Annotated in this window: 26 protein-coding genes; 7 read left to right on the top strand and 19 right to left on the bottom strand. The window is 40.2% G+C overall.

The features are described from left to right. The first annotated feature begins 16 nt into the window (after positions 1–16). Positions 17–1162, top strand: coding sequence for a cupin domain-containing protein (locus AADY36_RS07665; RefSeq protein ID WP_055198762.1), 1146 nt, complete (start codon positions 17–19; stop codon positions 1160–1162). A 12-nt stretch (positions 1163–1174) separates the two neighbouring features. After that, positions 1175–1633 (top strand): GNAT family N-acetyltransferase, encoded by a 459-nt coding sequence (locus AADY36_RS07660; protein WP_054561605.1) that lies wholly within the window; start codon positions 1175–1177, stop codon positions 1631–1633. Positions 1634–1687: 54 nt separating this feature from the next. Here the strand turns inward: AADY36_RS07660 and AADY36_RS07655 are convergent, their stop codons facing one another. From AADY36_RS07655 to AADY36_RS07630, 6 genes are all read right to left on the bottom strand, one after another. Then, a complete protein-coding gene (locus tag AADY36_RS07655; RefSeq protein WP_054561606.1) occupies positions 1688–2134 on the bottom strand; it encodes a DUF4826 family protein in 447 nt (148 codons plus the stop codon). A gap of 113 nt (positions 2135–2247) precedes the next feature. Further along, complete coding sequence (locus AADY36_RS07650) at positions 2248–2778, bottom strand: DUF924 family protein (RefSeq protein ID WP_342408796.1); 531 nt, start codon at positions 2776–2778, stop codon at positions 2248–2250. Between the two features lie 9 nt (positions 2779–2787). Beyond that, the gene (locus AADY36_RS07645) at positions 2788–4032 is read right to left on the bottom strand and encodes a lipoprotein-releasing ABC transporter permease subunit (RefSeq protein ID WP_342408795.1); all 1245 of its coding nucleotides are present in this window, start codon (positions 4030–4032) and stop codon (positions 2788–2790) included. Beyond that, positions 4022–4720, bottom strand: coding sequence for a lipoprotein-releasing ABC transporter ATP-binding protein LolD (lolD, locus tag AADY36_RS07640; protein WP_342408794.1), 699 nt, complete (start codon positions 4718–4720; stop codon positions 4022–4024). The genes AADY36_RS07645 and lolD overlap by 11 nt, the downstream gene beginning before the upstream one ends. Then, a complete protein-coding gene (locus tag AADY36_RS07635) occupies positions 4713–5930 on the bottom strand; it encodes a lipoprotein-releasing ABC transporter permease subunit (RefSeq protein ID WP_342408793.1) in 1218 nt (405 codons plus the stop codon). The genes lolD and AADY36_RS07635 overlap by 8 nt, the downstream gene beginning before the upstream one ends. An 89-nt stretch (positions 5931–6019) precedes the next feature. Further along, positions 6020–6901 (bottom strand): LysR family transcriptional regulator, encoded by an 882-nt coding sequence (locus AADY36_RS07630; protein ID WP_082401569.1) that lies wholly within the window; start codon positions 6899–6901, stop codon positions 6020–6022. Between the two features lie 110 nt (positions 6902–7011). Here AADY36_RS07630 and AADY36_RS07625 point away from each other — a divergent pair, with 110 nt between their 5' ends. Together AADY36_RS07625 and fghA are read left to right on the top strand one after the other, a co-directional pair. Next, on the top strand, positions 7012–8133 hold the full coding sequence (locus AADY36_RS07625; protein WP_342408792.1) for an S-(hydroxymethyl)glutathione dehydrogenase/class III alcohol dehydrogenase: 1122 nt from the start codon (positions 7012–7014) through the stop codon (positions 8131–8133). A 55-nt stretch (positions 8134–8188) separates the two neighbouring features. Further along, positions 8189–9025 carry an S-formylglutathione hydrolase gene (gene fghA / locus AADY36_RS07620; RefSeq protein ID WP_248526742.1) on the top strand — a complete coding sequence of 279 codons (837 nt, stop codon included), beginning with the start codon at positions 8189–8191 and terminating at the stop codon, positions 9023–9025. A 14-nt stretch (positions 9026–9039) separates the two neighbouring features. On the opposite strand, the gene AADY36_RS07615 is transcribed toward fghA, so the two are convergent. From AADY36_RS07615 to AADY36_RS07605, 3 genes are all read right to left on the bottom strand, one after another. Then, the gene (locus AADY36_RS07615; RefSeq protein ID WP_342408791.1) at positions 9040–9348 is read right to left on the bottom strand and encodes a hypothetical protein; all 309 of its coding nucleotides are present in this window, start codon (positions 9346–9348) and stop codon (positions 9040–9042) included. After that, entirely contained in the window at positions 9338–9682 is a 345-nt protein-coding gene (locus tag AADY36_RS07610; RefSeq protein WP_054561615.1) for a hypothetical protein, read from the bottom strand. The genes AADY36_RS07615 and AADY36_RS07610 overlap by 11 nt, the downstream gene beginning before the upstream one ends. Positions 9683–9757: 75 nt before the next feature. Then, entirely contained in the window at positions 9758–11251 is a 1494-nt protein-coding gene (locus AADY36_RS07605) for a BCCT family transporter (protein ID WP_342408790.1), read from the bottom strand. Positions 11252–11478: 227 nt separating this feature from the next. On the opposite strand from AADY36_RS07605, the gene AADY36_RS07600 reads away from it, so the two are divergent. Continuing rightward, positions 11479–11895 (top strand): MgtC/SapB family protein, encoded by a 417-nt coding sequence (locus AADY36_RS07600; RefSeq protein ID WP_054561617.1) that lies wholly within the window; start codon positions 11479–11481, stop codon positions 11893–11895. Positions 11896–11899: 4 nt separating this feature from the next. Here the strand turns inward: AADY36_RS07600 and AADY36_RS07595 are convergent, their stop codons facing one another. After that, the gene (locus AADY36_RS07595) at positions 11900–12976 is read right to left on the bottom strand and encodes an energy transducer TonB (RefSeq protein WP_054561618.1); all 1077 of its coding nucleotides are present in this window, start codon (positions 12974–12976) and stop codon (positions 11900–11902) included. 101 nt (positions 12977–13077) lie between these two features. After that, entirely contained in the window at positions 13078–14976 is a 1899-nt protein-coding gene (locus tag AADY36_RS07590) for a beta-ketoacyl synthase (RefSeq protein ID WP_342408789.1), read from the bottom strand. Between the two features lie 127 nt (positions 14977–15103). Between AADY36_RS07590 and AADY36_RS07585 the strand changes: the two genes are divergently transcribed. After that, entirely contained in the window at positions 15104–16114 is a 1011-nt protein-coding gene (locus AADY36_RS07585; protein ID WP_239963460.1) for a GlxA family transcriptional regulator, read from the top strand. Positions 16115–16219: 105 nt separating this feature from the next. Next, positions 16220–17431 (top strand): GAF domain-containing sensor histidine kinase, encoded by a 1212-nt coding sequence (locus AADY36_RS07580; RefSeq protein WP_342408788.1) that lies wholly within the window; start codon positions 16220–16222, stop codon positions 17429–17431. Between the two features lie 10 nt (positions 17432–17441). Here AADY36_RS07580 and AADY36_RS07575 read toward each other — a convergent pair whose 3' ends face one another. The 8 genes from AADY36_RS07575 to secD form a co-directional block, all read right to left on the bottom strand. Further along, positions 17442–17882: a GNAT family N-acetyltransferase gene (locus tag AADY36_RS07575; RefSeq protein ID WP_342408787.1), complete on the bottom strand. Its 441-nt coding sequence runs from the start codon at positions 17880–17882 to the stop codon at positions 17442–17444. A gap of 78 nt (positions 17883–17960) precedes the next feature. Then, positions 17961–18182 carry a hypothetical protein gene (locus AADY36_RS07570; protein ID WP_342408786.1) on the bottom strand — a complete coding sequence of 74 codons (222 nt, stop codon included), beginning with the start codon at positions 18180–18182 and terminating at the stop codon, positions 17961–17963. A gap of 122 nt (positions 18183–18304) precedes the next feature. Continuing rightward, positions 18305–18799 carry an MgtC/SapB family protein gene (locus AADY36_RS07565; protein WP_054551426.1) on the bottom strand — a complete coding sequence of 165 codons (495 nt, stop codon included), beginning with the start codon at positions 18797–18799 and terminating at the stop codon, positions 18305–18307. 30 nt (positions 18800–18829) lie between these two features. After that, positions 18830–19933, bottom strand: a complete 1104-nt coding sequence (locus AADY36_RS07560) for a GNAT family N-acetyltransferase/peptidase C39 family protein (RefSeq protein WP_342408785.1) — start codon at positions 19931–19933, stop codon at positions 18830–18832. Further along, the gene (locus AADY36_RS07555) at positions 19933–21327 is read right to left on the bottom strand and encodes a RimK family protein (protein WP_342408784.1); all 1395 of its coding nucleotides are present in this window, start codon (positions 21325–21327) and stop codon (positions 19933–19935) included. Before AADY36_RS07555 ends, AADY36_RS07560 begins: the two co-directional genes overlap by 1 nt. Positions 21328–21525: 198 nt before the next feature. Beyond that, positions 21526–22002, bottom strand: coding sequence for a transcription elongation factor GreAB (locus tag AADY36_RS07550; protein WP_342408783.1), 477 nt, complete (start codon positions 22000–22002; stop codon positions 21526–21528). Positions 22003–22078: 76 nt separating this feature from the next. Continuing rightward, the gene (gene secF / locus AADY36_RS07545; protein WP_342408782.1) at positions 22079–22999 is read right to left on the bottom strand and encodes a protein translocase subunit SecF; all 921 of its coding nucleotides are present in this window, start codon (positions 22997–22999) and stop codon (positions 22079–22081) included. Next, the gene (secD, locus tag AADY36_RS07540; protein WP_342408781.1) at positions 22996–24807 is read right to left on the bottom strand and encodes a protein translocase subunit SecD; all 1812 of its coding nucleotides are present in this window, start codon (positions 24805–24807) and stop codon (positions 22996–22998) included. The genes secF and secD overlap by 4 nt, the downstream gene beginning before the upstream one ends. Between the last annotated feature and the right edge of the window lie 6 nt (positions 24808–24813).

Here is a 24813-nt window from a genome sequence, read left to right as displayed (position 1 = left end):
TCGCTTAGGTCATGTTATGTATCAATTAACCATCAATTCATTAACCCAAGAGCAATTTTTAGCTGAGTATTGGCAGAAAAAACCATTACTTATAAAGCAAGGCTTCAAGGATTTTGCAGATCCGATTGAGCCCGAAGAATTGGCCGGTCTTGCCATGGAAGAAAGCATTGAATCACGTATTGTGACCAATCACTCAGATGATTGGCAAGCATACCATGGTCCTTTTGAAGACTTTAGCTTGCTAACTGAAAAGCACTCAACATTACTGGTGCAAGCAGTTGACCATTGGCATAGCGATGCAGCGCAACTACTGGAGCCATTTCGCTTTATTCCAAACTGGCGTATCGATGATTTAATGATCAGCTACTCTACCCCGGGTGGTGGCGTGGGTCCGCATTTAGATCAATACGACGTGTTTATTATTCAAGGTGAAGGAAAGCGCCACTGGCGAGTTGGTTTACCTGATGCGAACTTAAAGCAATTTGCACAAAATAAGAGCCTGTTACAAGTTGAACAATTTCCTGCCGTGATCGACTGTGTGTTAGAGCCGGGAGATATTCTCTATATTCCACCAGGTTGCCCACATGAAGGTTACGCAGTTGAAAATGCACTTAATTACTCTGTAGGTTTTAGAGCGCCAAATCAACGCGATTTATTATCACAATTTGCCGATCACCTCATCGATACTGAGCTTGGTAATCAACGATATGGTGATGCAGAGCTTAAGTTGCGTTCATCTAAAGGTGAACTTAACCAAACTGAAGCAGAAAAAGTGAAGCAACTTATGATTGCTGCGATTAATGATGACGCAGTATTCAAGACTTGGCTTGGTAACAGTATGAGTCAGCCAAAACATGACATGGATTTAGCGCCTTTAGAGGAGCCATATACACTAGATGACGTAAATGACTTACTTAATGATGAGGACGTTGTTTTTGAGCGTTTAGGTGGTACCCGTGCCATTTATCAAGTAATTGACGATAAAATACTTTTAAGTATTAATGGTGTTAATTATATGCATGATTTAACTGACCTTGAATTAATAACAAAGCTCACAGATCAAACCTGGCTGACCGCTGCCGATATAAATAGTTCAAAAAATAATCACATTTTCTTGAAAACCTTTACTACACTTTTAAATGAGGGTATTTGGTTTTGTTAGGAGCGTGTGTTTATGAGCTATCAAATAGATGAAGTTGAATGGAGTATCGACAAGGAACTCTTACAACAGATCAGAGAGCGAGTATTTGTATGCGAACTACATATTCCTAAAGACATTGAGTTTGATCATTTAGATAAAACAGCACATCACGTACTCGTGACCGACGAGTGTAAATGCCCAGTTGCCACTGGGCGTTTATGTAATGATGGCCTCATTGGGCGTATTGCAGTTTTACCTGAACATCGTAACCGTTCGGTTTACAAATCATTATTGAATTACTTAGTAGGCATGGCTGAAAAGCAAGGCTGTGATTGCGTCAGCATTAATTGCATATTGAACGAAGTAGATAGATTTAAACGAAATGGTTTTTCGGCTGATGGCTTAGTATTTATGGAGGCTGGTATTCCAAGGCAGCGAATGCTCTGCCCTATTAAGCAATTTGATACGCGGCCATTCACTTTGGTGCATTAAGGTATATGTTAAATAAAAAAGCTGAATAACATTATTCAGCTTTCTTATTAGAAGTTATGCAGGCTCGTTTTGCCACATTTCTTCTTTTTCAAATAGCTCATATAAACCATGAGCACGGTTGATTAACAGGTTAGCAAAATCAACTTTGGTTTTATCTACCGCACCTGATTGCATTAGCTGATCAGCCTTCATTTGCCACTGCATTGAGAAATAACGTAATACTTCACGTGCATTATTTGCTGCACTTGCTTCAGCGTGATCGGTAGGTAAACGACCGGTGATCACCCAATAGCTCTTACCGTTTTGTGCTTTAAATTTCCAAATCGCTACTAATGGGGCGATAAAACGGCTTTCTTTTTCTACAACAGTTTGCGGAATAACGCCTTTTTCAGCTAAATGCTTTTGTGCATTTTGGAAACATTCTCTTTGCCAAATAACACTTTGTTTTTGCGCTTCGGCTTGTTCTTCTGGTGTTAATGGTCTTGCTTGTTTTTGTTCCATGGTAGTTACTCTTTTACAACATTTCTGACACTTTAAGGTTTAAAATGGCGCTGTGCAAGTGTTTACGGGCAATCAAAGAGCATTTAAATTTACTTGCGTACTATTCAATCAACTCAGAAAGAAGAGTTAGGCTCTGTTAAAAATTGCAGCTCTTCAGCTGTTGATTCACGACCTAAAATTTTATTTCGATGTGGGTAACGACCGAACCTATCAATAATCACTTTGTGTTTTAGTTCAAATTCATAATTACTCATGCCTTTAAACAATTTCTCAGCTTGCTGATGAATGACTTTCGATTCACTGTGCATAAACGGCATATAAATAAACGCAGCTTGAGAGCTAGGTAATTTTTTATCAAAACCTAATTCAATGGCTCTTTGCGCTAGGCTTAGTGCTTGTGGGTCTTGGCTAAACGCTTTCACCGTATTACGGTAAATATTGCGTGAAAACTGATCTAACACGATAATTTCAGCTAAAGAGCCTTGAGCATCAACTCGCCAGTCAGCATGCTCGCCAGCGATAACCTGCAAAAGGCACTCTGAAAACTCACGTGTAATTAAGGCATCAACTTCATCTGATTGCTGATACCAAGCTTCTGGTCCTAATTCATTAAACCAAAAATCGATAATGCGTTGCTTATCCATAAACACTCCTTAATTACCAAGAACTTTTGCAGGGTCAACTCGGGTTGCTTGCCACGCAGGATATAAGGTTGCCAAAATAGCGAGAACAAAAGTAACAATCACCGTGATAACAATATCTTGCCAAACTAGTTTACTGGGTAAAAACTCAATAAAATAAACACCTTGTAACGGGTTATCGCCAAGTAAGTTACTTGCCCAAGTGAACAGTTCACTGATGTTTAACGCGAGCATCACACCGATAACAGTGCCTAAGATCACACCAATTAAAGCTTGTGTAAAACCTTGCATTACGAAGGTTGCTAAAATGGTGCTATCTTGTGCGCCCATGGTTTTTAAAATTGCGATATTTGCCTGTTTTTCACGTACTTCCATCACTAATGACGAAACAATATTAAAACTCGCTACCGCAATTATTAAAAACACCACGATATACACAATCGTGCGAACCATTTGAATATCTTGATACAAGCTACCCTGGGTTCTAAACCAACTTGAGACATAGACATAATCAGGAATAACTTGCCCCACACGCATCGCCGTTTGATGGGCCGCGAACACATCAGCTACTCGTAGACGTAAACCGGTTACTTGGTTTTGCTCAAAACTCAACACACTTTGCGCTTTATCAAGGCGAATAAAAGCCGCTGTTTCATCAATTGGGCCGCCCATTTTTATAATACCCGCAAGATTCAAGCTAACACGCTTTGGCGCCAATAAAGTGTTACTTTGCTGGTTTATCTGTGGGATTAATAAGGTAACTGGGTCGCCAATTTTAAGGCCCAATCGGTTAACGATTTGTTGGCCTAAAAGCACATCTTCTTGTTGTAGCTGGCTAACTAAGCGCCCTTCTGTAAATTGATTTAACGCCGACACTTGGTTTTCAAATTCAGGGCTTACACCACGCACTTCAACTGCTTTTAACTCACTTTTATATTGCGCCATGCCGTTGACACTAATAAACGGCGCAGCACCTGTTACACCGGCTTGAGAGCGCAGTAGTGCAACTTTTGACTGCCAATTATTGATTGGTTTATTAGGCGCAACATATTCAACCTGAGGTACGACCGATAAAAGCCGATGTACTAGCTGCTGCTCAAAACCATTAATAACTGATAAAGCAACAATTAGCACAGCGACACCTAAAAGAATGCCGATTGTCGATGCTTTAGCGATAAAACTAACAAAACCGTTTTGTCCGTCTTTTTGGCCACTATGGGCACGAAAGCGTTTTGAAATAAAGGCACTAAGCAACATGCTGAGACTCTTTAATTGCGAGCTTACCATCATCTAAATAGGCAATTTTGCCTAGTTTATCTGCAAGTTCTAAATCATGGGTTACCACAACAAAACTGGTTTTTAAGCTAGTATTTAATTCTTTAATTAAATCGTAAATCTTAATTGCGTTTTGTTTATCTAGGTTACCGGTTGGTTCATCGGCAAGCACCAAAGCAGGCTCGGTTACTAATGCACGTGCTATTGCAACCCGCTGCCTCTCACCACCTGATAACGCCGAAGGTTTATGTTCGCTACGATGAGATAACCCTACTTTATCTAGCATGTTACAGGCTTTTTCGGTTGCCGCTTTTGCGCTTAAGCCTTTAATTAATAATGGCATTGCAACATTTTCGATGGCAGTAAACTCCATTAATAGATGATGGAATTGATAAATAAAGCCCAAATTTTCATTTCGGAAACTGGCTTGCTGTTTACGGTTTAATTTAGAAACCTGCTGACCTTTAATTTCAACCTTGCCTGAGCTTTCGTTATCTAAGGTGCCTAATATGTGCAATAAGGTACTTTTACCAGAGCCAGAGCTCCCTACAACAGCTAACATTTCGCCTTGTTTAAGTGCTAAATCAACCCCTTTTAATACCGCAACCTCGTTATCGCCATCTTGATAGACTTTATTTAACTGCTGACAATTGATAACTAAATCACTCATAACGTAATACCTCTGCTGGATTCACTTTTGCAGCTTTTCTGGCAGGATACAAGGTAGCTAAAAAGCTCATCGCAATACTCCCTGCGGCAATAAAACTCAAACTCATAACATCAAATTTAACGGGTAAACTCACGCCCGCTAGTAAATTGATGCCTAACATATTCAATAATTCATTAATGTTGCTACTCAATAGCACACCAAGTAACGCACCAATACTGGTACCGATAAGGCCGTTATATAAGCCTTGGATCATAAACACGTGCTGCACTTGTAACGGAGTTAAACCCTGTGTTTGTAAAATAGCGACTTCACTTTGCTTCTCACTGACCATCATGGTTAATGCTGAAATGATATTAAACACTGCAACGAGCACGATTAAGCCAAGTAACATCGACATAATGCGCTTTTCCATTGCCACAGCGGCAAATAGTGTGCCTTGGCTAGCTCGCCAGTCAGTCACTGTGTAATCGTTTAAAATAGCTAACTGCGATTGCAATACTTGCTCAACAGCAAATGGTTCATACAGCGATACACTCAAATTAGGGGCTGCTGATTTTGCTAGTTTTAAAACTCTGCCTAACGAATAGCCACTGGTAAATGCCAATGACATATCAATTTCTGACTGTGTTTCATAAAGTGCAGCAACGGTAAACAAGCGCTGACTCGGTACTCGACCAAGGGGGGTATACGAACTGGCATTAGGCATGATCACCCGTACTTTATCCCCAAGAGAAATACCCAATTTTCGACTCAAGTAGCGGCTAATCGCAATATGGTAGTTGCTGTCCATTACTTGTGACCAATTGCCGGCAACAATTTTATCTTTTACGTTATAGATGGAGCTTCCTTCATCATAAAGGCCTTGTAACAATACGCCGTGCAAATCTTGGTTAGTTTGTAAAATGGCTTCGCCATGGCGGTATAGGTTAACTTGTTTAACATCTTGAGAATTTGCTAGTTGCTGCTTTAACTGCAACATGGTTTCTTTCGAGTTATCTTCGGCTGATACTTCAATATGTGGAATTAAACCAAGCATGTTGGTTTTAAGGTTATTCTCAAAACCATTCATTACTGAACTGACTGTAAACAAGGCCATTAAACCAATAGCAATGCCCGCGATAGAGAAAAATGAAATAAATGAGATAAAGGCATTGCCCTTTGAGGAGCGACTATATCTCAGCCCTATAAAAAGGCTAACAGGTTGAAACATAATAAATTATGGGTATTCCAAGGGCTAAATATGCGCTCATATTAGCATAGATTTAGCTAGCATGGGATGCGCGAAATTGTAAAAAATAATTATAAATCTGATACTTGAACAGTAGCAACCAAATGGTCAAGTAATGCTTTTACATTGGTTGCGATAAACTGCCTTGGTGGATACACCCCCCATACACCTTCAGGTGCCGGTGCAACATTCGAAAGTACAGCACTCAACCTGCCATTGGCTAGGTGGTCATTGACATAGTAATCTGGTAGTTGCACGATGCCTAACCCTTTTATTGCAGCGTCAACCAATGCCCAGCCACTGTTACAGGCCAAACGCCCTGCCACTTTGATGTGCTTATCTTGACCCTGCTCTTTTACCCGCCAGTAACTGTTATTACCAATCAGGCAATTGTGCTGATGTAATTCACTCACACTGTGTGGTTGGCCGAATTTATTGATATATTCAGAGCTACAACAAATAACAAGCCTGCGCTGACTAATGCGCCGTGCTTTTAAAGATGAATCTTTTAAATGACCAAGGCGAATAGCGAGATCATACCCATCTTCTAGTAGATTGACTTGCTCATTGCTTAAATGGCTGATCACTTCAATATCTGGGTGCTTTTGCATAAACGAATGTACCGCAGGCATGATGAAACTTTCACCATACATCACAGGAGCTGTTAGTTTTATACTACCTTTTGGTGTCAGTTGCTGCTCTGCAAGCAGTGCCGTGGCATCATCCATGGCATGCTGTAATTGTTTAGTTTGATGCGCAAACACCTGCCCTTCTTGCGTTAGCACCACTTTACGGGTTGTTCGGGTTAACAATTGTGTGTTTAATCGCTCTTCTAATTGACTCACATACCGGCTTACATGGGCCACTGACATACCCAGTAGTTTACTTGCTTTTGTAAAACTGCCTGTTTCTGCTACCGCTAAAAACTCATCAATTCCGTGCCAACGATTCATTATTACCATACTGTAAAAGTGTTTTAATAAAACGAAGATTATCATTCATTGAGAAACAAATAAAATAGACTAAGTTTAATACTTACTTCCAACAACTATAAGGGAACGTTATGACTGATTTTATCAAATCAAAAGCGGCTATCGCTTGGGGTCCAAATCAACCACTATCAATTGAAGAAGTGGATGTAATGATGCCTAAAAAAGGCGAAGTGCTTGTAAAGATTGTTGCTACAGGTGTTTGTCATACCGATGCATTTACTTTATCTGGTGAAGACCCTGAAGGTATTTTCCCAGCAATCCTTGGCCATGAAGGTGGCGGTATTGTTGAAGCGGTAGGTGAAGGTGTAACACATGTTGAAGTAGGCGATCATGTTATTCCTCTTTACACTGCTGAATGTGGCGAGTGTAAAATGTGTAAATCGGGCAAAACAAATTTATGCTCTGCGGTACGTGAAACGCAAGGTAAAGGTTTAATGCCTGATGGCACAACGCGTTTCTATAAAGATGGTCAACCAATTTATCACTACATGGGTTGCTCTACCTTCTCTGAGTACACTGTATTACCAGAAATTTCACTTGCTAAAGTAAGCAAAGAAGCGCCTCTTGAAGAAATTTGTTTACTTGGTTGTGGTGTAACAACCGGCATGGGTGCTGTTACTAAAACAGCAAAAGTTCAAAAAGGCGATACAGTGGCTATTTTTGGCTTAGGTGGTATCGGTTTATCGGCGATTATCGGTGCGAAAATGGCGGGCGCTGGCCGTATTATTGGTGTTGATATCAACACCAGTAAGTTTGATCTTGCTACTAAACTAGGTGCAACTGATTTAATCAATCCAAATGACTTCGACAAACCAATCCAAGAAGTTATCGTTGAAATGACTGACGGTGGTGTTGATTTCTCATTTGAATGTATCGGTAACGTTAATGTAATGCGTTCTGCTCTTGAGTGTTGTCACAAAGGTTGGGGTGAATCAGTAATCATTGGTGTTGCAGGTGCAGGCCAAGAGATCTCTACTCGTCCTTTCCAACTAGTAACAGGTCGTGTATGGCGCGGTAGTGCATTTGGTGGCGTTAAAGGTCGCTCTGAATTACCAGAGATTGTTAAGCGCTATATGAATGGTGAGTTTGCGTTAAACGATTTCATCACACACACCATGAAACTTGAAGATATCAATGAAGCTTTCGACTTAATGCACGAAGGTAAGAGCATCCGTTCAGTTATTCATTATTAATCTTTTAATTTGGCGCTAGATTGACTCCTAGCGCCTTTGTTTCAAGGATTTGGTTATGCTAGAAAACATAAGCTCAACAAAAGTCAGCGGTGGCTGGCATAAACAATATACCCACCAAGCTAGCAGCACACATTGTGCTATGCGCTTTGCGATTTTTTTACCGCCAGGTGCCAGCGAAACGAATAAAGTACCAGTGATGTATTGGTTGTCAGGTTTAACCTGTACAGATGAAAACTTTATGCAAAAAGCCGGAGCATTTAAAAAAGCGGCTGAACTAGGTATTGCGATTGTCGCACCAGATACTAGCCCGCGCGGTGAAAATGTGCCTGACGATGAAAATTACGATTTTGGTCAAGGTGCTGGTTTTTATGTCAATGCGACTCAAGCGCCTTACAATGTGCACTACAACATGTACGACTATGTGGTTTCTGAGTTACCCGCACTTATCGAAGCGCACTTCCCTGTGACGACCAAAAAAGCCATTGCTGGTCATTCTATGGGTGGTCACGGCGCATTGATGATTGCACTTAAAAACCCTAAACAATACGTCAGCGCCAGTGCTTTTAGCCCGATTGTGAACCCGATTAATTGCCCTTGGGGTGAAAAAGCGTTCAGTAATTACCTAGGTAGTGATAAAGCAAGTTGGCTTGAATACGACAGCTGTGAATTGATGAAAAAAGCTGCCGCTGATGATTATTTACCGATGCGTATTGATCAAGGTGAGGCCGATAACTTCTTAACTGAGCAACTCAAAACTGAGAACTTATTTGCTGTCGTAAACGAAAAAGATTACCCAGCTGAGATCAACATGCACGCGGGTTATGATCATAGTTACTTCTTTATCAGCAGCTTTATTGACGAACACCTGATGTTTCATCAAAAGTATCTGTAATTAATACTTAATTTTTAGTGTGAGGGCTTAACTTCCTCACACTCTTTAATACTGCGTGTGATTTGCCTGCAAACTAATTGCGGTTGTTCTTCTTTTGGTTTGAGTAAGCCAATAACAGCGCTATCAATTTCAAAGCCTAACTTTGCGAATGAAAAGCCTTCAGAGTCCGTTACTGTGCTGTTACTTTGATTTGCATTTGTAGTTGCAAGATTTGTTGGTTGTGAGTTTTTTGCATAGCCATCAACTATTGACCCCGCCACTGTACACCCCACTAATTGGTAGCTTACTAAGCAAATAACAAGTTTTGAAAAGCTAATCTTCATTATTAAAACTATCCATTAATGTAGGTCTTTTTTTTGGCTCAGCTTTAACCTCAACACATTCTTTTACTGCGCGACTAATTTGACGACATTTAAGCTCAACGTCTTTGTCTTTACTACCGCTCTCTAGGCCTTCAATAATCGCTTTGTCGATTTCATAACCTAGCATCGTCATGGTCATGCCATAGTTAACTCGGTCATTATCTTTTTTATCTGCATAAGCGCTTGCCGGCTGTGCCTGACTCGTGCGTCCGCCAATTCCATCTGCAACTAAGCCAACTGCAGTACAGCCACTGAGTAAACTTACTGATAGTATTACGTACAAAGATTTAAGCATCGGTCCTCCAATACACTTAAGCTTATTTTCTAAGCATAATAACAAACAGGTAATTTAACTGTAAAAAACTGTAGATTAATCACAAATATCACGAATAAACTCTTTTAAAAACCCAACTAACTGTAATAGGAATATTAACAAGAAAGGTAAAGCGCCTAAAATTGCAACGCTACGATTTAATGGCTCATCTTGTAGCAGTAACAATGCAAAGCTACATATGAATAATGCTAAACACCATGCGTAGAGTGTCACACGGTTATTTTGCTCAGAGCCAACCAGCTCTCTTATGACTAATATTGCAGAGTCTGCGGATGTAGCAACAAATATCAACAGTAGTAATAAGCTTAACCAAATAAACACGGTTCCTTGCCAGTCTAGTTGATTAAAAAATACAAATAAGCCTTGGCTGTAATCTTGTTTTATAGCAACTAAAATGCCCGCTTGGTTAAGTCTATCCCATTCAATTGCTGCCCCCGAAAAGGTCGCAAACCAAATAATAGTCACTAAAGTTGGAATACACACAACCGCCAAAATAAATTGCCAAACTTTACGCCCCTGGCTAATTTTGGCTAGGAACACACCAACAAATGGCCCCCACGCTAACCACCAAAAGTAATAATTATATGTCCAATGAGTGGCCCATACCGGGGCTTTTAATTGGCTATCGAATTGCCAAGTGCCAGTTGCAAGCAACTGTAAATAGTAGCCTGTTCCATCTAAAGCAATCTTTATAATAGGCTCAATTGGCACCACTAGTAGCAACCAAAAAAGCAGACTAAATGCTAGAAATACGTTAAATATACTTAGTGACTGTACCCCGCGTCGTAATCCAAATTTAACCGACAGCGAATAAATAACTGCTAACAAACAAACGATTAATGAACCCACTAATAAAGTTGAAGTAACCCCCAACTCTATTTCAACGCCTTTACTGATCAGTAAAGTGGAATTAGCTATGGTGCCGACGACACCAAAAAAAATAGCGATTACCGCAATTAACCTTACAATAAACGACACAGTAAATTTTGCAGACTTATCAATGCGATTACCAAGCGCCGTTAAAACAGGGGCACAAATATCTCCTGACCTCCCACTGTATTGCGTTAATCCGCCAAGCACTAGCGCAAATACAGCATAAAGTGCCCAAGCATGAGCGCCCCAATTCACTAGGGTTAAAGCGAGGCTACTGGCTAGTCTATCTGGATATAAGCTTTGTTTAAGTGGTGGGTCGAGTGAGTGTAACGCAGGCTCTGCTACGCCCCAAAAAACCAAGCCAGAGCCCATTCCTGCTGCAAACAACATGGCAAACCAGCCAAAGTTTGAATACTCAACAACAGCCTGCTCACCACCTACTTTACGGCTACCGAGTGGGCTAATTGCTAAAATAATGATGGCAAACAATAAAAAATTCACCAATAAGAAAAAGCTACTACCAGTCCATTTTAACAGCATTTGTACGAACGGCTGAACTTGCTCAGTGATAACATCAGGCAAAATCACAGCAATCAGTGCACCAAACATACACAGTGCAAGCGCAGTTTTTTCAAGAGAGGAGATGGAATGTTTCAATGTGAAGCCTATTTTGTCAGCGTGTTTAGCATACTGTTAGCATGGCTAAAATTCAAACAGCCAAAAGGCTGAAAAAATGACATAGCACTGCGTAAAAATCGCAAATTATAGCAAGGCATGCTTTTAAAAACCCGGCTACATGTCCCTAGTTTCCTCATTTTATTTAATTTGTTGATCGGGTATTGAAATTGCAAAGCTATCATAATCTTTATAGCAAGGAGCAAAGCATGGACTTTAATATTGATTGGTATGAAATTCTCGATAATTTAATTCATCTAGGTATTGCCTATTTACTTGCCCTTCCAATGGCTTTTGATCGAGAAAAAACCAGTAATGGTGCAGGTCTACGAACATTTCCATTAGTCGCTGTTGCATCATGTGGTTATGCATTAGTGGGCATGTCTGTTTTAACAAGTTCAGAGGCAGAATCAAAAGTACTCGAAGGGATTATCACGGGTATTGGCTTTATTGGCGGTGGTGCCATTTTGAAGAACAAAAACTCTACCTATGGAACAGCCACAGCAGCCAGTATTTGGAACATGGGACTTATTGGCATTGCTGTGGCATTTAGTCGTTACGAAATCGCCTTTTTAATGGCGTTGATTAATTTCGTAACGCTAAGATATGTTAAGCGCTTAAAGTAAACAATTAACTCGCGTCATATTTTGAGTTAACTATGGCATAGCCAGTTTGTTTAACTTTAATCTCAGCAGGGCTTGCAGATTTAACTAATAAACCGCAACGTCTGCTCTGCTCATCAATGACATAATTAACCGATTCACTTGCTTCAAGGTCAATGACTTGATCTGCACAGCGGATCTGTAATTTAGAAACATCGCTCGCGCCTTCTATTTTGATAGAACCGCGAGATAAAGATAAATATGACAGCTTATCTTTTGAAACATTGATTTGTGAATTAATCTGCGGTGTTCGCGCCAATAAGTCATCAATTTGCTTGATAGTGGCAAGTTTGTTTTCTTCTGAAAACTGTTTACCCTCGATATTATCTAACGCATAAATAGCATTGTATGCAAGATTAAAATCGCCCTTGAAGCTGTACCATTGTAGAGCACTTTTAGCGACTAAATATTGTATATCTGTTGGTAACTTAGCTCGCAGTAAATAGGCTACAGACAACTGCTCATCAAAGCCAAACCATTGTTGTTGATGATAATAAAATTGGCTTTTCAACCATGCAAATAATGCCTGTTCAGAGGTGTTTTTAGTATGGTCTTTATATAACTCAGCCAATGCTTGCTCAGCTTTTTTAAACTCTTTAGCTTGCAGCATTTTGTTGATTTCATCGTATTCATTAATAAAACCACGGCTCGCTTTATCATTTGAGTAACCATTAAAATACTTACCTACTTCAAATGAAAACAGGTAACCCCCTTCTACGGTTTTGCCTTCTTTTGTGGCAGGTGCAAACTCTAAGTTGGTTAAGTATTTCTCTGCATTTTCTTCACTACCCCGAGTATCAGATGCCATGATCACTTCAATGTCTTTTGCCTTACCTTGTGTATCAACCACATAAGACATTAATGCCCAGCCTTCTAGACGAGAGCCGTTATAACTACCTGGGTAACGTTTGTTTGAATTTTTAACAATATAAGCAGAGGTAGCAGCTTGAACATCAACACCTAAGTCATTGACGTCTCGTGCTAAAGCCTGTGTTGGTAATGCGATAAGTGAACAAAGTGCTGCGAGTTTTGTGAATTTAATCATGATAATGGCTCCAATTCCCTTTGATAGGAACATTTATAGCACTAAAAAAGGCGCTTTAAAAGCGCCTTGCTGTCAAGAATGTGCTTAAACATGCCTTGATCTTAAAACATATCCTGGTAAGGGTTTGGTTTTGATAATAAAACTTTTTTATCAAAACCTGGGATTGTCATTGAATCTTCACTAATTTCAATGCCATTTTCATCAATTAAGCCATCACCAAAACGATAAATTAGCTCATAATGACCTAAATCAGCGTGTTGTTGATAGTCAACTTGCGCTTTGGCTACCTGAGTATGACGGTCTTGATATTGCGCCATAACCTCATCACCATGACGCTTTGCTAGCATCTTTAATGTAATTGCCGGTGATAACACAGTCGCAGTTGCGTTATTACCACCAAAGCCTTTTGAGTTAATGAAGGCAATATCCATTGCATCACACTGATAGTGTTCAGTACGAATGTCTAAATGCTCGCTATACACATCATCTGCCACTTTATCGATTGTCGTAATACCCGGCATAATGTTGTGACTAAACACACCTAATGCCATAGCTAATTGATCACCACTGGCTGGAGCAATGGTATGGCCAACATATGCTTTAGGCGCAGCAACCTTCCAATTATCAATTGCAAATGTTTCTGCCACTTTATGATAGATCAGTGATTCTGTTACGCGGTTTTGTGGTGTACTTGAGCCATGTGCCAAAATAAAGCTACGCTTTTGTACCGCTTCTTGGCCAACAATACTGTTTGCTAGTGCAACAGATTTTGCCATCGTGATGTAGTTACCTGGGCCCGGGGCTGTAATTGATTTTTTAATACCATCGGCATTGACGAACACATCTGCAACGCTGCCTAACACATCAGCGCCTAACTCTAATGCCAATGCATCATCCATTAATATAGCAACTTGTGCGCCTTCACCAATTGTAAAACCACAGTTTTCACCAAATGGACGACTTGTACGGCGATGATCAACCACATCTGTATTATCAAGGCGCTTTAGACCTTCTTCATTTGCAAGTGCGCTCATATTGCCAAAACCTTCAACAATTTCAGGTGTAATAGCACACTCAACAGACGCCACAATAGCTACACGCGTACGACCCGCTTGAATATCGTTTACTGCAGCACGTAAGTTATATAAAAAAGTTGCACATGCACCTGATGTAGTAAAGGTTGTACCCACATTGCCTGTTACATAAGCATTGATAAAGTCAGTAGACATAGTGTTTAAGCCAAGTGCAAGCTGTTTTGTACTCACACGATCGCCCTGCTGACGCGCACGTATTAATCCACCAAATCCTTCATCATCAACTTGACCCGCCACAGAAGCTGAGTAAGTGCCAATTTGATCAGGCTCAACACTATTCATCACCTGCTGCCACGCCAGACCTGTCGAACGAATCGCATCGGTTGCGGCAAAGATAGTCGCTTGCAGACCCCTTGGTTGATAACGGCTGTTATACATAGCCGAAGGTTCAAAACCTGATGGTAATTGACCGGCCGCTTTAATTGGATTATCGCGCGTACTGTCATGTTTAATAGCAAGATCAGCACTAATTGTGACTTTAACTTTTTTATCAGTTAATTCTTCAACCTGCCAAGCACTTGGTACTGGAGTTGGTAAATCACGGCGGCGCGTTTCAAAAACAATCTGCTGTTCATCTGACGCTGTTAACGTCATTTTTTGCTGCCATGGAGTCGCATCCACATCGAAGTGGTTTTTTTCAATTTTACGAATAAGTGTGCCAGCTAAAATTTGTTCACCGAACTTAGCTTCGATGTCTGATTCGGCAATGGTATTGCCTTGGGCATCTTTAAGTACGCCTTCAGTAAGAGTGACTAAGTTCATTAATGTCGCTAAACCTAAAAATGTCTCCTGACGGGCTTTAGCGTCCAAGCTGTCTAACACGATACGACGATAACCTTGATGAAAAGAAGTGCGGCCAGCGGCATTAATACCACCCATACCAACAATAACGGGTAATGCTGTCATAAAAAACCTTGAGAAAACGTGTTATGAGAATTAAACCAAGTTTAAATGGATTAATTAACACACTTTATGCTTAAATAGCCAAATAACATGCACAATAGGCCAAAAACAACTGGTCGGAGCAATTTAAGTGACGAAACTTCAACAAGTAAAAGCCATTGAAATTAGTATTTTGGTTTATCCTCATTTATTAATAACCAGTTTAACCCTGCCTATTGAAATGCTCAGAGCTGGTGAGGCCTTTGCAAAAAGCCATCGTCAGCAGAACGAATTTAAACCTCTAAACATCAATTTAGTGGCAAGTAGTCTAAAAGCGATCCCTAATCGTACTGGGCTTTCAATTATGCCCGATTGCGAAACCGTCACCGCGCCTGCTAGTGACTTGATTATTGTGCCTGGGATTTGGCGAAACCCGCGTCCTGTGGTGAGCAATCAGCAAAGTTTGGTGAACTGGCTTGGTGATTCTTGGCAACAAGGCAGTCATATCATTGGTGTAGGCACAGGTAATTGTTTAGTTGCAGAAGCAGGCTTATTGGATGGCCACCCGGCTACCACCCACTGGCATTACGCAGAACAATTTAAACGTGACTACCCTAAAGTGCAGCTTAAGCCTGATTTTTTCATCACACAATCTGAGCGCATGTATACAGTTGCGAGTTTAAATGCCCTTGCCGATGTTATTGTGCATATTATTAGTCAATATTACGGACGAGAAGCGGCACAACATGTTGAGCGTAATTTCTCCCATGAAATTCGTAAGCCCTATGAAGATCAGCGCTACCTTGAGGGTGCCGTCGATAAACACCCAGATGAACTCATCGCACAAATTCAATTTTGGCTAAAAAACAATTTAACATCTGAACTGACTCTGCAAGAAATTGCAGCACAATTTAGTTTAAGCTACCGCACCTTTACACGCCGTTTTCGCCAAGCCACCAGCCAAACTCCTGTGGAGTATTGGCAACAGTTGCGGGTACAAACTGCAAAAGAGTTATTAGCGTCTTCAAATTTGTCTATTCAAGAAGTTGCACTGGAAGTTGGTTATAACGACCAAGGTCACTTAACACGGGTATTCAAGAAAGTGCTTTCACAAACACCTAGTGAATATCGCACAGTCGTTAGACGAAAACTATTTGGATAAAGCTAAAATGCCGGAAATGTTCTAAGCAAAGGTCAGATTAATCATATTTAAGTTGCTGAATTAAAAATTATTACTAAGCTTTTAGTTAGTTGTATAGGTATTTGTTTGAGTCTAAAAATGTATCAGCTTGATTATGATGAATTAGTGCAAAGTTGGAATAAAACCCTCGAAGTTTTAGCCCTTTTTGCTGATGTGCCCGTCGCCTTAGTAATGAAAGTAGAAAACAATATTATTAGTGTATTTTCAAAAAACAATAACCAAGATAATCCTTATGAAATTGGTGACAGTGAAGAGTTAGAAGATTCAGGCCTTTATTGTGAGCATGTCGTAAAAACGCAGAAATTACTGAACATTCCAAACGCACTTATTGATGAAGACTTCAAAGAAAACCCAGATATCAAGCTTAATATGATTTCTTATTTAGGTTTACCTATATGTGCAGGAGACACCACCCCATTTGGCACAATTTGTATCTTAGATAGCAAACCCCATGAATATAACGAGCCTGTGATAAAACTACTCGAAACCATTAAGCAAAGCTTCGAAACCCAACTGAAATTATTGTATCAGCAAAAACAAGCGTTTGAGCAGCAACAGTTTGCTGAACTAGCCACTTTAATTAGAGGAATAGCCCACGAGCTCAACACACCACTCGGTAACTGCATTACCGCAGTAGATGTTACTCAACTTGCTGTCAAAGAAACACAAACCAGACTTTTAAAAAAACGACTTAGCCAACAAGCACTGCAAAATACTTTAGAGACATTGATAAATACCAATGAACTACTAAATAGAAACTTAACATCATCTGCTTATAAAATACGTATTTTACAAGATTTGTTGTATACCAAATCACAATCAAGTAAAACAATCATGACGTTAGAGCAACTCTCTGAGTCATTGTATAAACACTTAGAAGAGCAAATAAAACATCGCAGTATCAAATTAGACATTAATTATCAAAACCCGCATAGCCAATTAGAAGTTGAAATAGACTTGCTAAAACAAGTGCTGTTTATTTTATTGCAAAACTCAATTGAGCATGCATTCAACAATATTACAGACCCTTTAATAGAAATTGATATTTTTGATTTTGATGAGGTGTTAAAAATTCACTACACCGATAACGGCACCGGTATCAGCAGTACTGAACTAAGCTCAATTTTCACCCCATTTTATAAAGGTAAAAACAACCAATCAGGTATAGGGCTTGGCCTCAGCATAGCGAAGAAAATAGTTAGCCAACAACTGCAAGGCGATATTTGCGTACAAGAAAGTGATGTAGGCGCCCACTTTTTAATTAGTTTGCCAAAGTAAGCTAAAAAGTTTAAATGTCTTTCGTGAATAAAATCTTACTAGTTTGTGTGCAGCCTCTGTCTTCATAACCTACTATTGCATAGTCATTTTTGATAAGCAGACTCAGCATTGCAGGAAAACGGTTCATCGACTTAACTTTTATAGCTAGATAACTGTGGGCTTTAACCCATGCTTCTTGCGCGTTTAATAAAGCCTGTGCAATGCCCTGCCCTCTACATTCTGGCGCAACCGCGCCAAGCCAACTATAAAAGGTGTTTGAATCTAACGCATAACCCAGTTTGTAGGCCACAGGCTTATTATCGATATAAGCGACTAAAGCTAGGTGGTCAACATCTGCACACTGTGCTTGTAATTTACTAAGGGTATTTCGACCATCAAACTCAGGAATTTGACTATCGACAAGTAACAAATCTTCTAAACTAGCTGGCTTAATTATGTAACTTTTTTCCATTCGCTACTTTGTTGTATGAGTGCTTGAATACATGATCAAATTTTGTTGCTCTATTTGTTTGTATAAAGCAACTCGCTTTTAGATTAATACAATTTCATCTTGTAAGTTTTTTTGCAATTGTTGATAAACGTCTTTGTTATGTTCTGTTTTCAATGCAATTTCAACTTTAGAAAGCTGTTCATTTAACTTAATAATATACACTAGCGCTGATTGATAATATTCAGTGTTTGGTACAATCGCATTAACCGTATGACTTATAACAAAACAGAGTGAAGTCAGAATAAACAAGAGTAATTTCATATATATAAATCCCTTTTTTATGCCTTATGAAACAAAGTATATCAATACCAAAAAGCATTTAAATACTATGGTTAGAAACTCACTTCTAACTTCTAAATTCTAACCTCTATTACCTTCTAACTTCACTTTTCTTTTCGATAATACAACTTTGAATAGCGTTTTACACGGGCATGTACACCGCGCCCTAAGCTCTTAAATTTAGCTTCAAGTACATCTACGCCATATAAAATACCTACCACTAGCACCGATAGCTTTATTGCAGCTAGCAAGTTGTCGGTGGCAATGACAACACCAATTGATGCTAATACCCATATTGTCGCAGCGGATGTTACACCAACTACCGCGCCATCTTTTGCAAGCATCACCCCTGCACCTAAGAAGCCAATACCGGTGATAATTTGGCCAACCACACGTGAATGATCAATATCTTCTCCATGCAACATAAACGCTGTTGATAGAAACAAATAAGTACCTAACACAATGAGCGCTGACGTGCGAATACCCACAGGTTTGCCGCGTAATTGACGCTCCATACCAATAATTGCGCCGCAAAATGCAGCGCTACCAATTGCTGACCAAGAATAAGGGGCAATATCAAATAAACTACTCAGTGTCACTGCACTTCCAAATCAAACTAACAATCAAAATTATAAATAAAAGGCCATCGCAGTGCTGAGTCGTGATGAACCAAAACTCGCCATTTTGCTAAAATCGGCTTTGGCTATTGGCACATGCTGACAATCAATCGCCAATTGTTTTTCGTTTTCACAAAACGGGTCATGCACGTACAAGCAATGCTCATCAATATGCGTTACACACACCCAGTGCGGTGACTTTTTACCATCAAACCGATAGGTGCTGATCAATAACACCACCGCTTTACCCTCAGCAAGCCAATCCTCAATGGTAGCCAAGGTTAACTCTTGATACCTCACAGGCAGTTTTGCAGCTATTGATTCAGCCACAAACTGATTGTGTACGGTATGCAAAATGGCTTTTTTCTTTTCACTTCTTACACCATCAATAAACAAAGTATCACGGGTATTTAAAACAACATCGGCTTTAAAACCACGTTTCATTGCTGCAAGTGCTAACCCTAGAGGATGACAACCGCCATGCCCTGAAGTCATGAAAATAGTCGTGGCTTCACGCCATATATCCAGCTCTTTAAGTTGGCTCATTGCGATATCATTCAATGATGACATTGCCATTAATAACGCCGCTGGGCCACAGGTAAATTCGGTAGTTTGCTGGTACCAAGGTGTGTGTTTATCGGCATTAAATTCGATATTACGACGAATGTTTTTTTGCATTCGATGGGCATCACTATGGTCATCATAATAATCACTATAATGACCAAACACCTGGTAACCCAGTTTTTCATATAAACGAATTGCTGATTGGTTGTTTACCGCAACTTCTAAACGCATGTATAAACGGCCCCGTTTAGCCGTTTCATTTTCAAGCGCAAGTAGTAACTTTGAAGCAATACCTTTACCTTGCTGAGATTGCAAAACCGCCAGTGAATATAACCGAGCAAGCCGCGTTCCTTTGTGACACCACACTAAACCATAACCAACCAGTTGATTATCTACCTCAGCCACCATCAGTAAGCCGTGGCTTGCGCTGATCCAGCGTTTTAAACTACGGCTACTTAATCTATCTTGGTTAAAGCTTTGCTTTTCAATGACGACAAGAGCCGTCAAATCCGCAGCCTTAGCAAAGCGGATTTGACAAACAGATACGTTCATTAACCGCGGCCTCGTGCTTCTAGGCGTTGTTTAAACTCATCCATAATGATCATATAAAGCTCATCACCTAAATAGGCATCTTCGACTTTGTGGTCGATACTCGGGTTGTCATTCACTTCTAACACGTATGCTTTACCTTGATGCTCTTTAACATCAACGCCATACAAACCTTTACCCACTGTTTTACAGGCTTTTAATGCTGCATCAAGTACCACTTTAGGTAACTCAAACGTTGGCAAGGTTTCAAAGCCACCTGAGAAAAATCGTTTTGCATCATGGTTGTATATTTGCCAGTGATTACGCGCCATTAAATAACGACACGCATAAATTGCACGGCCATTTAACACCCCGACACGCCAATCATATTCGGTGTACATGTACTCTTGTGCTAGCACAAGTGCGCTGAACTCAAACAGTTCTGTTAACTTAGCAACTAACTCATCACGATTAGCGACTTTAAATACGCCTTTTGAGAAAGAGCCTTCTGGCATTTTTAATACCAGTGGGTAGCTGAAGTTTGCTTCTAAACTTTCAATTGTCTCTTCACTTGTATCAGCTACAACGTGAGTTTTTAAACTCGGCACTTTTTGATAATTAAAGGCATCGTGCAAATACACTTTATTACAACAGCGCAGTATTGACTCTGCATCATCAATGACCACTAATCCTAAGCTTTGTGCTTTACTCGCTAAACGATAGGTTGGATGGTCGATGGCAGTTGTTTGACGAATAAATAACGCATCAAATTGTGCAATATTGGTAATTTCATCAAATGTCAGTGCTTGGGCATAAATACCATGTTTAGCGGCTGCTTTAATAAATTTAGCAATGGCATCTTTATCACTTGGTGGCACTTTTTCTTGGTGATCAACCAATATAGCCATATCCCAACGGTAACGACGTTTTTTATCGTGAATGCGCCATACAGACATCGTAAAGCTATTGAGCTGTTTTACAAACTCTGTAAAGCCAATATCATCTAATGATGCAATCGTGCCTTGCTTCACAACACCGTGATCATCACACACCAAAATAGGCGCTGGATATTGCGAGAATAATGCTTTGGTTGCCTTACTTTGCTGTTCTTGATCTGTGTGACCAAAAAAGACAGTGCCACCAGCAAGCGCTTTATGACGCGTGCTATACTCATCGCTACGTAGCGCATTAATTGTTTTTACACTCGGTAATACCTGGTGCTTTCTTGCTTCAGCAAGCAAAGAACAATAATAACCTTTACTTAAATACTGCCCTGTATCACACAAGTTTAAAATGCGTGTTTTTGGCTCATTATGCTTTGGGTAATCACGTAAGTAGGTGTCAAAGGTAATGACATTTTCGAAATTTTGAGCAATACGTTGCTCATTGTTATCAACCACAATCAAGGTTTTAAACACGACTTTTCCTAAATTAAGTCTTATGAAAAAATGAAAACACCCAGCCAATTAAGTGAACGCATGAGGCTAAACTTCACTTAACTAGATGGGTGCTTATAAGCATTAAGCTTGATGTGATTTATAGAGGTTTTTTTGCTTTGTGACCAACGAGATATTTTTTACTTGAAGATTAAATTTACTGATTAAAAATACCATTAATTAAATTAACTGATCTATGGTGTACAACTGTTTATTGCCAGCAATAGAGAGTTCAACTTCATCATCAAGGCACTTTCCAATCAATTGCTTACCTAACGGCGCTTCTCTTGTCACAACATAAATAGGCTGCTCTTTTACGGTTACCACTAAGCCACCTGCACTTGGGCCCATAAAAAACCACTTTGCGTAATCTTGTTCATCGACAAGACACACTAATGCACCTTCACGAACCTTATTAAATTCGCTTTCTTTAAACACCGTATTGAATGCCTGAATATCACGGTAGCACTCATTAACTCGTTCAGCTTGCCCTTGCGCTAAGTATGCGGCCTCTAAACCCAAGGTATCGTATTGGGTTTCAGCAACACTTTCTTCGTGGGTTGCAGCGTCATGAGCCGCTTTTGCAGCTGCTTTGGCGTTTTGCAGTTGTGCCTCTAGCGCAAAGCGTAAATGTTCAATTACGTGTGTTTTATTCATATCAAAGCAGTTAAAACAGAAAAGCCGCTATTCTATGGAAAAATAGCGGCTGATGAAAGTAAGTTATAAAACTGACTTACGGCATATCCATATAGGCTTTGGTTTTATCATCCAGTGTTTGGGTGTAATTTTCTGAACTTAACCCCAATAACTGCGGCAAGGTAGCGGCGATACAAATCGATGAGAAGGTTCCCACCACAATGCCTGCAAATAACGCAATGGCAAAGCCCGTTAATGCAGCACCAGCAAGCAACCAAATACAGGCAATGGTCGCAAGTGTTGTGCCTGAGGTGATCAATGTACGCGTTAACGTAGAGCCAATTGCATCATTAATCACAACATGGGTGTTAATGCTTTGATTGTCTGGCTGAATACGTAAAAGCTCTCTAACTCTGTCGCCAACTATAATTGAGTCATTTAATGAATAACCAATAATAGCCAGTAAACTCGCCAGCACGGTTAAATTAAACTCAAGCTCTAGCAAGGAAAACAAACCAAGCACTAAAGTTAAATCATGTAACAGTGCAACCACTGAACCTACCGCGAGTCGCCATTCAAAGCGCACTGCTAAATAAACCATAATTGCAATCAGCGCCGCAAATAAAGCTAAACAACCTTGTTCAAAAAGCTCATCACCCACTTGTGAGCCTAAAAATGAGCTAGATAATACGCTATACTCTACACCTTGGTCATTCAGCTCTGCTTGCCAAGTACTGGCTTTGCTAGCCTCTGGTGCTTCTCTTAAAACAAAGTGATATTCACCTGCTTTAGTGATGGTTAATTTGCTCGCAACCTCGGGGCTTAACTTTGCCTTTAAATCAGCAATTGTCGTGACTGACGTTGTGTTGATTTCACTGATGTAGCCACCTGTAAAATCAAGGCCAAAATTTAGTCCTTTTAAAGATAAAACACCTAGGCTCGCGATGACTAAAACACAGCTTAGCACTAGACCTAAAACGCGTGCTTTACTCGCTGCAGTTAATATTGACCAACTCATGCTTTAGCCCCCGTCAAATTGGTTAGTTTAATGTAGAGTGTTTGGCTAAGCGCTTTTGAAATATAAACGCCAGTAAAGACACTGGTTAATAGCCCAAGCGCTAATGTGATTGCAAAGCCTTTCACCGGTCCATATCCAATGGCGTATAGGATAATTGCTGTGATCATGGTTGTTACATTGGCATCAAAAATGGTCGTAAATGCTTGGTTATAGCCTTGTTCAATCGCTTGATAAGTAGGTCGACCTTTACGTTTCTCTTCTTTTATTCGCTCAAAGATAATCACATTTGTATCAACTGCCATACCTATCGTTAGTACAAGCCCTGCAATACCTGGCAGTGTCAACACAACACCCGGCAATAACGACATTAAACCAACTAAAGCCGTTAAATTAAGGAGTAAAGCAATATTGGCAATCAACCCTAAGCGACGATACCAAAGCGCCATAAATGCAAGGGTAATACCGATGCCCAGCATTAACGCAGCTAAGCCGTGTTCAATGTTTTCACTGCCTAAGCTTGGGCCTATGGTTTGTTCTTGTACAATGGTCACTGGCGCTGTGAGTGAACCTGCGCGCAGTAAAAGCGCTAAATCGTAGGCTGCTTGCGGGCTTTTCATATTAGTAATACTAAAACGAGAACTTAAATGCTGGGCAATGTTTGCCACATTGATCACTTCGCTTTTTTTCACAACGTCGCCATTTGCATCCCGTGAGTATTCCGAATACACCGTGGCCATAGGCTTACCTATATTGTGCTTAGAAAATGCAGACATCGCATCGCCACCTTGCGAATCTAAACTAAGCTGAACTAAAGGCTTGCCCCATTCATCTTTGCCAACACTGGCATTATTAATGTGATCACCTGAAAAAATCGCAACAGGGTTTAAATTAACAACGCCACCGCCTTGTAAATTAAACGCTTTACCTCCTACTTCGACGACCTGATAAAAATCGAGGGTCGCAGTTGCACCAATAATACGCTTAGCTTCAGATGGGTCTTGCACACCGGGTAACTCAATGCGAATGCGCTGCTTACCTTGTCTTTGCGTTACCGCTTCAGTGATACCAAGCTCTTCAATGCGACCACGCAGGGTTGTTAAGCTTTGCGCCATAACTTGTTTATTGAATTCGTTTTGGCTTTGCTCATTAAAATGCAGTAATACCGTGGTTAGGTTATTCGTTGTTGATTTAGTTTGCATCAGGCCTTTGAATTGGCCTTGTAACGTTGATACAAGCCCTGCGAGTTGCTCCTCACCACTTGGTAAAATTTGTAGCTCAACCCCTTCTTTTACTTCACTTGCCCGAATACCACGGATTTTGTCTTTACGAAGCGTCAATTTTGTTTGTTGATACACACTGTTTAAGTGCTCTTGCATTGCTTTATCTAGGTCAACATCAAGCACAAATAACACCCCACCATTTAAATCGAGTCCCAATTTAATCGGTGAAAGACCCAGCTGCTGAAGCCATTGTGGGCTTGTCGCATGCTCAACAATTTTAGCATCTAGCTGTGGGTATTGCGTTTTTATAAAGCTCAACGCATTGGCACTTTGAGTCGGCTCAGCTAATAAAATAGCCAGCAGTGCTTGGCTATCATTGGCTTCAGTCACTTCAAAACCATGTTGATTTAGTGATGTTGTCACACTTTGCAGCGTCACAGTTTGATCTGGCAAGCTAATGTGCAACCAAGATTTGTTAGGGTAAAGGTTAGGTAGTGCACTAACCGCTAATAAAAAACACGCCGCTATCATAGCGACATAACTCATTTTTAGACGACGCCATAGCGCCGGCTTTGATTTATGTGACATACATGA

The sequence above is a fragment of the Pseudoalteromonas sp. D15MCD-2 genome, assembly GCF_038562745.1.
Classification (GTDB): domain Bacteria; phylum Pseudomonadota; class Gammaproteobacteria; order Enterobacterales; family Alteromonadaceae; genus Pseudoalteromonas.
This window is presented reverse-complemented; position numbering and strand designations above follow the sequence as displayed.